This is a genomic window from Pseudomonas sp. 32_A (assembly GCF_017490905.1).
Lineage (GTDB): Bacteria > Pseudomonadota > Gammaproteobacteria > Pseudomonadales > Pseudomonadaceae > Aquipseudomonas > Aquipseudomonas inefficax.
Genome location: NZ_JAFGYI010000075.1, coordinates 1 through 7817, shown reverse-complemented (window position 1 = coordinate 7817; position 7817 = coordinate 1). Strand labels below are relative to the sequence as shown.

Here is a 7817-nt window from a genome sequence, read left to right as displayed (position 1 = left end):
CTGCGGTCATGCGCAAGTACCTGACAGGCATCTGGGCATGCATGCGCGGGAATGAGCCATTTGATACGGCCAAGCTTTTCAGCTCTGAACACCTCAGAAAAGCTTGACCGCCAACAGAGTATCTACACTGTGACCGCGCAATGACAAGGAATTATCTGGCCTGCACCGAACCACGCTCGCGCAGCGCCTTGCCTACTTCGGCCTCGATCTTGTAGGCCGGCGCTTCGAGGTCGTCGTAGTTGCGCGTGTAGCGCCGGGCGAACTCTTCCACGCCCAGCTGCTGATACTGCTGCACATGCTTGAGCTCGTGTGCCCACAAGGCCACGTTGTCCTCGGCGTCGGCGGGGCGGCGGAAGATGATCGTGTCGATCAGCGTCACGGCGTTCACATCTGGGTTCTGCAGCAGCGCGTTGGCCGCGCTCATTTGCTGTTCGTCGCCCACGCGGAAGCGCGCCGCGTCGAGTACGGCAAAGTCATACCAGGGTTCGAGTTGCGCACGGATATGCAACGGGATCGGCTCGACGCCGCTGGCGACGGCTTCGTCGCGGGCCTGATGCAATGCGTATGTCAGGCTGGAGGAAGCCAGTACTTCCACATCCTTGAAAATCTGCCCGGCCTGCCCGGGGTCGATGGGGGCACAGAAACACCCCATCAGGCATACCTGGTACTGCCCTGGCGGGCAGGCTTGTTCGGCGAGTGCAGGCAGGCTCGACAGTAGCCCCAGCAGTAGACTAATCCGCTTCATGCAGGGCCTTCTCGACAAAGTGGCGGCTGGCGGCCAGTACCTGCGACTGCACGCTTTCCGTGGCCAGCATGCGCCCGACCAGCAAGGCGCCGACGCACTGGCTGATCAGCACCCAGGCCAACTCGTCATCCTCCAGGGTCGCGCTCCAGGCCTGGTGCAGTTCCACCAGCCAATGCTCGGCCACTTCACGCACGGGTGCTTCAGCCCGGGCAATTTCCACCCCCAATGGCGGCAGCGGGCAGCCACCCTCGGCATTGTGCAGGTGGGCCAGGCTCAGGTACTGCTGCAGGCAACGGCCCAGGCGTTCGCGGCTTGCGCCCTGGTTGGCCAGGCGCGCCAGCGGACTGTTGCACAATTCTTGCCGCACAACCTCGGTGAACAGGTCGTCCTTGGACGGGAAGTGGTTGTAGAACGCGCCGCCGGTCAGGCCGATCGCCTTCATCAGCCCGGCCACGCCGGTGCTGGAAAAACCCCCGCGTTTGGCCAGCGCGCCACTGCTGGCCAGCAGCCGCTCGCGGGTTTGCTGCTTGTGTTCGTTGGTGTAGCGCATTCACTTGCCTCTGCAGGCGGGCTTGACGGTGGCAGCGATCATAACATAGCGTTCGTTTACTAAACGATCATTCATCAATGGAGACAGGCATGGCGGAACAACAAAAAGTGGTGCTTGTGATAGGCGCGGGGGATGCTACCGGCGGCGAAATCGCCAAGCGCTTTGCTCGCGAGGGCTACATTGCCTGTGTTACCCGGCGCCAGGTAGACAAGTTGCAGCCGCTGTTGGACGAAATTCGCGCTGCTGGTGGGCAGGCCCACGGTTTCGGCTCCGATGCGCGCAAGGAGGAGGAGGTGGCGGCGCTGGTCGAAACCATCGAGCGTGATATCGGCCCGATCGACGCCTTCGTGTTCAATATCGGTGCCAATGTGCCCTGCAGCATTCTCGAGGAAACCCCGCGCAAGTACTTCAAGATCTGGGAGATGGCCTGTTTTGCCGGCTTCCTTACCGCGCAGGCGGTGGCCCGGCGCATGGTCCAGCGCGAGCGCGGCACCATCCTGTTTACCGGCGCCACCGCTGGCACCCGTGGCGCGGCGGGCTTTGCGGCATTCGCCGGGGCCAAGCATGCCTTGCGCGCCCTGGCCCAGAGCATGGCGCGCGAGCTGGGGCCGCGGAACATCCATGTGGCTCACGTGGTGGTTGATGGTGCCATCGACACCGCCTTCATCCGTGACACTTTCCCCGAGCGCTACGCCCTCAAGGGCCAGGATGGCATCCTCGACCCGGCGCACATCGCCGACAGCTACTGGTTCCTGCATGCCCAGCCCCGCGACGCCTGGACCTTCGAGCTGGACCTGCGCCCCTGGATGGAACGTTGGTAAGCCCCTTTCCCCGAGCAAGGACCGTAACCATGCACAAGACTGTCGACTTCTATTTTGACCTGGGCAGCCCGGCCAGCTATCTGGCCTGGACTCAATTGCCTGGGCTGTGTGCCCGCCAGGGTGCCACGCTGCGCTACCGGCCGATGTTGCTGGGCGGGGTTTTCCAGGCTACCGGCAATGCTTCGCCGGTGATGATCCCGGCCAAGGGCCGTTACATGTTCACCGACCTGGCGCGCTTCGCCGAGCGCTACGGGGTACCGTTCGGGTTGCCGTTGGGTTTCCCGGTCAATACCTTGACCCTGATGCGCGGGGCAGTGGGCACCCAGTTGCGTTCGCCGGAGCGGTTCGAGGCGTTGCTGGCGGTGCTGTTCAAGGGGCTGTTTGCGCAGCGCCGCAACCTGGGCGACAGCGCAGTCCTCGACGATACGCTCAGCCAGGACGGCTTCGACCCGCAGGCATTTCGCGTACTGGCGGCTGATGAGGAGGTGAAGGCTGCGCTCAGGCACGCGACCGAAGAGGCCGTGGGGCGCGGGGTGTTTGGTGCGCCGACCTGCTTTGTCGGTGGCCAGATGTTCTTCGGCCAGGACCGCCTGGACTTTGTCGAAGAGGCCCTGCTTCAGGGCGCCGACAGCGCTATCTGAATGCCCCCTCCCACAGAGTTGGCGCTTTCCCTGTGGGAGCGGCTTCAGCCGCGAACACCGGCAAAGCCGGTGCCATCCACCGCTAATCAGGCAATCAGAAATTCGCCGGGGTGTTGGCGCTGATGATCTCGGCCTCGTCCGGGCCGATATTCTTGAAGCTGTGCGGCAGGGTAGTGGGGATGTAGTACCCGTCGCCCGAGTTGAGCACGCTCACCTGGCCATCGACCCACAATTCGACGGTGCCGCGGGTGACCAGGCCACACTCTTCACCCTCGGCATGCACGATCGGTTCGCCCGAATCGGCGCCCGGTGCATACAGTTCACGCAGCATGCGCATCTGCCGGCCTTCGACACTGGCGCCGACCAGCAGCATGCGCAGGCCGTTGCGGCCCAGGTCTGGCTGTTCGCCGCCACGGAACACGTAACGCTCTTCGCGCACCGGTTCGTCGAAACTGAAAAACTCCGCCAGGCTCATCGGAATGCCTTCGAGCAGTTTTTTCAGGGAGCTGACCGAAGGGCTGACGCGATTCTGCTCGATCTGCGAGATCGTCGAATTGGTCAGCCCACTGCGGCGGGCCAGTTCCCGTTGGGAGAGGTTGTTGCGTTCACGCACCAGTTTGAGTCGCGTCCCCGTGTCCATAGCCGCCTTGTAATCAGAGGTGTCAATAATAATGAGCGATGCGCATTAAAACACACTCTGCACGCTTGCGCGCTGTGCTTGTCAGGCCCGCTGATCGCGCGGCATCGGCCATGACCCGACCAACAGCAACAGCGCCGCCACTGCCAGGAATGGCAAGCGTGGATCGACCGCATATGCCAGGGTGCCGGCCAGCGGCCCGATCACTGCGCCCATGCCTTGGGCAGCACCGATGGAGCCGGCCGTGGCGCCTTGCTCGGAGGCGTGCATGGCATTGGCCGCCAACGCCGAAAACGCCGGGAAGACAAAGCCCATGCCAGCCGCCGCGATGAAATAGCAAGCCCACAGCCAGGGGGCTGTGGTCGCCAGCGAGCCACAGGCAAAACCCAGGGCCGAAACCGTGGCGCCGACCCGGATCATCTTCAACGGCGGCCATTCCAGTTGGCGCAGCAGCACCTGCGCCAGGATCAGCGCCACACCTACCGTGGTCAGCGCGATGCCGGCGGCCTGGGCTGCCTCGGCAGGGCCCAGGTGCAGGCGGTCGAGGGCAAAGAAACCGACAATGATCTGCGATACCGTGACGCTGAGCATTGCGCTGAACGCCACCAGCAAGGGCCGGCGCAAGCGTGGGTCGTTCAGCCGCACCGGGCTGGGCGCATGGCTGTGCGACAGCGCCTGCGGCTTGAGGGTGAACAGCAGCACCAGGAAGGCACTGGCCGGCAGCAGCGACATGATATGGAACGGCAGGCTCAGGCTATGGCGCGCCAGCAGCGCCGCCAGCGCCGGCCCCACCACCAGGCCGACGGCGTTGGCCGCACCCAGCGAGGCCATGGCCCGGGCCCGTCGTTGCGGTTCGACATGGTCGGCGATCAGCGCATTGCAGCCTACCGGGATAGCAGCATAGAAGGCACCAATACAACCGCGCGCGACCATCAGGCCGATGAAGGCCAGGGTCGCCCCCGGTAGCCAGCGCAGCGCACCTTCGACAAACAGGCACAGCAGCCAGTAGGCCAGGGTGAAGCCGGCGCTGCCCAGCAGCAGGATGCGCCGTCGGCCCAGCCGGTCTGCGGCACGCCCCCAGGGCCGGGCCAGCAGCACCCAGATCACGCCCGCCACGGTCACGGCGGCACCGGCTTGCCAGGTGGCCATGCCGAGCTGGCGGGCGATCGGGCCGATCAGGGCGACGAAGGCCATCATCGACATGGTACAGGCCATGTTGGCCAGCAGCAGGGGGCGCAAGTCCAGGGTACTGGCGGGTGCGAGTGCGGCAGGATCCTTTGCGACATTCATAGGGCAGTCCAGGGTGGTACGGCGAATAGAAAGCCGATCTTGTTAGGAATTGTTATCGATTGTCGACACCCTGAGCTGCCGAGCGTCATTCGCTACGGCGCAGTGGGCCAGGCCACATGCTACGCAACACGCCATCGCGGCGCACCCACGCGTGCATCAACGCCGCGCCCACATGCACCAGCACCGTGGCGAACAGCAGGTAGCCGGCCCAACCATGGGCCTGGCGCAGCACGGCGTACAGCTGCAGGTCATGAGGCGCGATCGCCGGCAAGCCCAGCGGGCGCGGGTAGCCACCAGCCGACAGCATGGCCCAGCCCAGCAGCGGCATGGCAAGCATCAGGCCGTAGAGCGCCAGATGCGAGGCCCTGGCAGCCCAGCGTTGCGCTACAGGCAGGTCGCGCGGCAGGGCCGGGTGGGGGAGGGCCAGGCGTACGCCGATGCGCAGCAGCACCAGTACCAACAAGGCCAGGCCAGTTGCCTTGTGCAACCCGATCAGCACGGGATGTCGCGGCGAAAGGTCGGCGACCATGCTCACACCAATGAACAACATCGCCAGGATCAGCACGGCCATCAGCCAGTGCAACAGGCGGGCGAGGGGGTGGAAGGCGTCGGTTTTCATGGGTGGGCTCCGGTGCCGAGCGATTCGCGGCTGCGGCGGTTGAAGGATTCCGAGTAGGCGGCCGAACGGGCGGCAAGGATCGGGTCGGCGGAGGGCTGGATGCCTCGGGGCAAGATCAGCGGGTCGAAGTTGAGGTCGCGGCAGGCCCCCTGCTCGGGGCCATCGACCTGCTCCAGCACCAGCGTGCCGGCGTTCACGCTGCGCCGGTCGGCAGGCCAGGGGCTGGCAGGGTCGTCCACGGCATCGCCAGGTTCCGCCAGCACCAGGCGCAGGGTCCAGCGCAGCGGGCCTTGGGCCAGGCGTTGCTGCAGATCGTGCTGCAGGAACTGTTTGTCATCGACCTGGGCAGGCAAGGCGACAAACGCTGTTTGCGGCTCCAGTTGCCAGCGCACGGGGTGGTCCGCGCCGCTTGCGTCGATCAGCCGGAAGGCGTTGATGCTGTGGTACTGCGTGCTGGCGAAGCTGTTGCTGGGCTTGTAAGCCGCCGCCCATTGGCGAAACGCCGCGCTCTCCGGGTGGGCGGCGAAAAACGCCTGCAGTTTGCTCGGGTCCGGTTTGCCGGTGGCCGGGTCTGGCGCCCCCGCCAGCACTTGCTCATAGAAGGCTTGTGGCGTGCTTACCGCCAGCACCGGCGGGTTGTTCATGCCGGTACGCCAGACCTGCCCGTCGTCGGTGCTCAGCTCGATGGCCAGGCTGCGTACCGGTATGCCGGTATCCGGCGCGAACGGGTTGGCACCGCCGATGGCGAAGCGGCCGATCACTGGCACCCGCGGCTGGCTGAACGCCCGCGCCGTGGACAGGCTGGCGGCCTGCCCGCTGGGCTGGAAGTAGCCGCTGACGCACAGGCCCTTGGCGTGGTTCTTGCGGTAACCCGGGTAATGCCCGGCCTGGGCTTCGAAGGTGTCGATGATGCGTTGTGGGGTCAGGCGGGTTTCGCCAAGCCAGCCGGCGGCATAGGCAAAGGCGCCGCCCGCGGCCAGCATCACGGCGCCGATGGCGGCCAGGCGCAGGGCCTTGGCCGGGCCGTGCAGGGGTGAGTTCATGGTCATCGTCCGGTTCAGTGAAGGTGCCGGTACGACGGCGCAGGGAAAAACTTATTCCTTCGCCGGGAATAGATTTTCTTCACAGGCGTCTGCCTCTTACACTGACAACCCCAGACGCCGGGACTTTGCCATGCATGATCTGGACGACCACCAGTGGCGCGAGCTGCTGGCCCGCCTGCGCCGCTTTGCCGTGTGGCTGACCCGCGAGCCGGGCAGCGCCGACGACCTGGTGCAGGCCACGGTCGAGCGGGCCTTGAGCCGGCGCGACCAGCAACGCGACGCCGATGCCCTGCGGGCCTGGCTGTTCACCATCCTTTATCGGCTGTTCCTCGACGGAAAGCGTCGCGAGCGCCTGCACGCGCGCTGGCTGTCCTGGTTCGGCCGCGGTGAGCGCGACGACGAACCGGTCGGCGGCAACCTCGAGGCCATCGTCCTGGCCCAGGCCGACCTGCAGGCTTTCGCCCGGCTCACGGCAGAACAGCGTGCGTTGTTGTTGCTGGTCAGCATCGAAGGCTTGAGCTACAAGGAGGCCGCCCAGACCTTGGGCATCCCTATCGGCACTGTGATGTCGCGCCTGTCGCGCGCCCGCAATGCCTTGCGCGAACTGACCGAGGGCAGCCCCCAGCCCCCGGCCTTGCGGAGACTGAAATGACGCGCCTGATCCCCAGTGAAGACGAACTGCACGCTTACGTCGACGAACGCCTGGAGTCTGTACGCCGGGCCGAGGTGCAGGCCTGGCTGGCGGCCAACCCGCAGGCTGCGGCCAAGGTCGAGGGCTGGCGTGCCGACGCCCGCCGCCTGCGTACAGCGTTGGCCGGGCTTGGCGAAGTGCCCGGGGCTGTGCAGCTGGACCTTCGGCAGTTGCGTCGGCAATTGCGCCAACGCCGCCAGCGCCGCTGGGCCACGGCTGCGGTGTTGTTGCTGGCGTTGGGGGTGGGTGGCCTGGGTGGTTGGCAGGTACGCGACGCGACCTTGGCGCGTGGCGACCTGCCGATGGCAGATGCCGTCCAGGCACATCGCTTGTTTGCCGGCAGCCAGGCACTGGATATCCAGGCCAGCGACCCGGGCCAGTTGCGTGACTGGCTGGGGCGCCATTTCAGCCGCGTGGGCCAGTTGCCGGACCTGGCGGGCTACGGCTTCAAGCCAGTGGGCGCGCGCCTGCTAAGCAATGAGCAGGGGCCGGCGGCGTTGCTGGTGTTCGAGGATGGCAAGGGCCAGCGCATCAGCCTGTTCCTGCGCTCACCAGGTGATCAGTATCGGCGCATGCCGGACGGGCATCGCGTGGATGGCCAGCTGGAGGCACGGTATTGGTCGCATGGGGCCTACAACTTTGCTCTGGTCAGCGCGGCGCCCGATCTCACAGGCAATACAAGATCCAAGGCATGCGCCTTGTGGCTTCACCGCTAAACTCAGCTTAATTCCAGCCAGATCGGCGCATGGTCCGACGGCTTTTCCATCCCGCGCAGTTCAT

Annotated in this window: 10 protein-coding genes; 4 read left to right on the top strand and 6 right to left on the bottom strand. The window is 65.7% G+C overall.

The features are described from left to right. Positions 1–151: 151 nt before the first annotated feature. Both J5M58_RS25525 and J5M58_RS25520 read right to left on the bottom strand, forming a co-directional pair. Complete coding sequence (locus J5M58_RS25525) at positions 152–745, bottom strand: DUF4157 domain-containing protein (protein WP_112253930.1); 594 nt, start codon at positions 743–745, stop codon at positions 152–154. After that, a complete protein-coding gene (locus J5M58_RS25520) occupies positions 732–1295 on the bottom strand; it encodes a TetR/AcrR family transcriptional regulator (RefSeq protein WP_112253931.1) in 564 nt (187 codons plus the stop codon). The genes J5M58_RS25525 and J5M58_RS25520 overlap by 14 nt, the downstream gene beginning before the upstream one ends. Before the next feature lie 89 nt (positions 1296–1384). On the opposite strand from J5M58_RS25520, the gene J5M58_RS25515 reads away from it, so the two are divergent. Together J5M58_RS25515 and J5M58_RS25510 are read left to right on the top strand one after the other, a co-directional pair. Continuing rightward, entirely contained in the window at positions 1385–2116 is a 732-nt protein-coding gene (locus J5M58_RS25515) for an SDR family oxidoreductase (RefSeq protein ID WP_112253932.1), read from the top strand. Positions 2117–2145: 29 nt separating this feature from the next. After that, positions 2146–2757, top strand: a complete 612-nt coding sequence (locus J5M58_RS25510) for a 2-hydroxychromene-2-carboxylate isomerase (protein WP_207880065.1) — start codon at positions 2146–2148, stop codon at positions 2755–2757. 94 nt (positions 2758–2851) lie between these two features. Here J5M58_RS25510 and J5M58_RS25505 read toward each other — a convergent pair whose 3' ends face one another. The 4 genes from J5M58_RS25505 to J5M58_RS25490 form a co-directional block, all read right to left on the bottom strand. Next, positions 2852–3397: a cupin domain-containing protein gene (locus tag J5M58_RS25505; protein WP_003248033.1), complete on the bottom strand. Its 546-nt coding sequence runs from the start codon at positions 3395–3397 to the stop codon at positions 2852–2854. An 81-nt stretch (positions 3398–3478) separates the two neighbouring features. After that, on the bottom strand, positions 3479–4684 hold the full coding sequence (locus J5M58_RS25500; protein ID WP_112253934.1) for an MFS transporter: 1206 nt from the start codon (positions 4682–4684) through the stop codon (positions 3479–3481). Between the two features lie 85 nt (positions 4685–4769). Then, positions 4770–5303: a cytochrome b gene (locus J5M58_RS25495; protein WP_207880063.1), complete on the bottom strand. Its 534-nt coding sequence runs from the start codon at positions 5301–5303 to the stop codon at positions 4770–4772. Beyond that, complete coding sequence (locus J5M58_RS25490) at positions 5300–6352, bottom strand: catalase family peroxidase (RefSeq protein ID WP_112253936.1); 1053 nt, start codon at positions 6350–6352, stop codon at positions 5300–5302. Before J5M58_RS25490 ends, J5M58_RS25495 begins: the two co-directional genes overlap by 4 nt. Before the next feature lie 124 nt (positions 6353–6476). On the opposite strand from J5M58_RS25490, the gene J5M58_RS25485 reads away from it, so the two are divergent. Together J5M58_RS25485 and J5M58_RS25480 are read left to right on the top strand one after the other, a co-directional pair. Next, positions 6477–6998, top strand: a complete 522-nt coding sequence (locus J5M58_RS25485; protein ID WP_112253937.1) for a sigma-70 family RNA polymerase sigma factor — start codon at positions 6477–6479, stop codon at positions 6996–6998. Then, the gene (locus tag J5M58_RS25480) at positions 6995–7753 is read left to right on the top strand and encodes an anti-sigma factor (protein ID WP_207880061.1); all 759 of its coding nucleotides are present in this window, start codon (positions 6995–6997) and stop codon (positions 7751–7753) included. Before J5M58_RS25485 ends, J5M58_RS25480 begins: the two co-directional genes overlap by 4 nt. Positions 7754–7817: the final 64 nt, after the last annotated feature.

Coding starts and splice junctions, on each gene's coding strand:
- J5M58_RS25505 (WP_003248033.1), bottom strand. CDS start 3,397: ATGGACACGGGGACGCGACTCAAACTGGTGCGTGAACGCAACAACCTC.
- J5M58_RS25500 (WP_112253934.1), bottom strand. CDS start 4,684: ATGAATGTCGCAAAGGATCCTGCCGCACTCGCACCCGCCAGTACCCTG.
- J5M58_RS25485 (WP_112253937.1), top strand. CDS start 6,477: ATGCATGATCTGGACGACCACCAGTGGCGCGAGCTGCTGGCCCGCCTG.
- J5M58_RS25525 (WP_112253930.1), bottom strand. CDS start 745: ATGAAGCGGATTAGTCTACTGCTGGGGCTACTGTCGAGCCTGCCTGCA.
- J5M58_RS25495 (WP_207880063.1), bottom strand. CDS start 5,303: ATGAAAACCGACGCCTTCCACCCCCTCGCCCGCCTGTTGCACTGGCTG.
- J5M58_RS25515 (WP_112253932.1), top strand. CDS start 1,385: ATGGCGGAACAACAAAAAGTGGTGCTTGTGATAGGCGCGGGGGATGCT.
- J5M58_RS25520 (WP_112253931.1), bottom strand. CDS start 1,295: ATGCGCTACACCAACGAACACAAGCAGCAAACCCGCGAGCGGCTGCTG.
- J5M58_RS25490 (WP_112253936.1), bottom strand. CDS start 6,352: ATGACCATGAACTCACCCCTGCACGGCCCGGCCAAGGCCCTGCGCCTG.
- J5M58_RS25510 (WP_207880065.1), top strand. CDS start 2,146: ATGCACAAGACTGTCGACTTCTATTTTGACCTGGGCAGCCCGGCCAGC.
- J5M58_RS25480 (WP_207880061.1), top strand. CDS start 6,995: ATGACGCGCCTGATCCCCAGTGAAGACGAACTGCACGCTTACGTCGAC.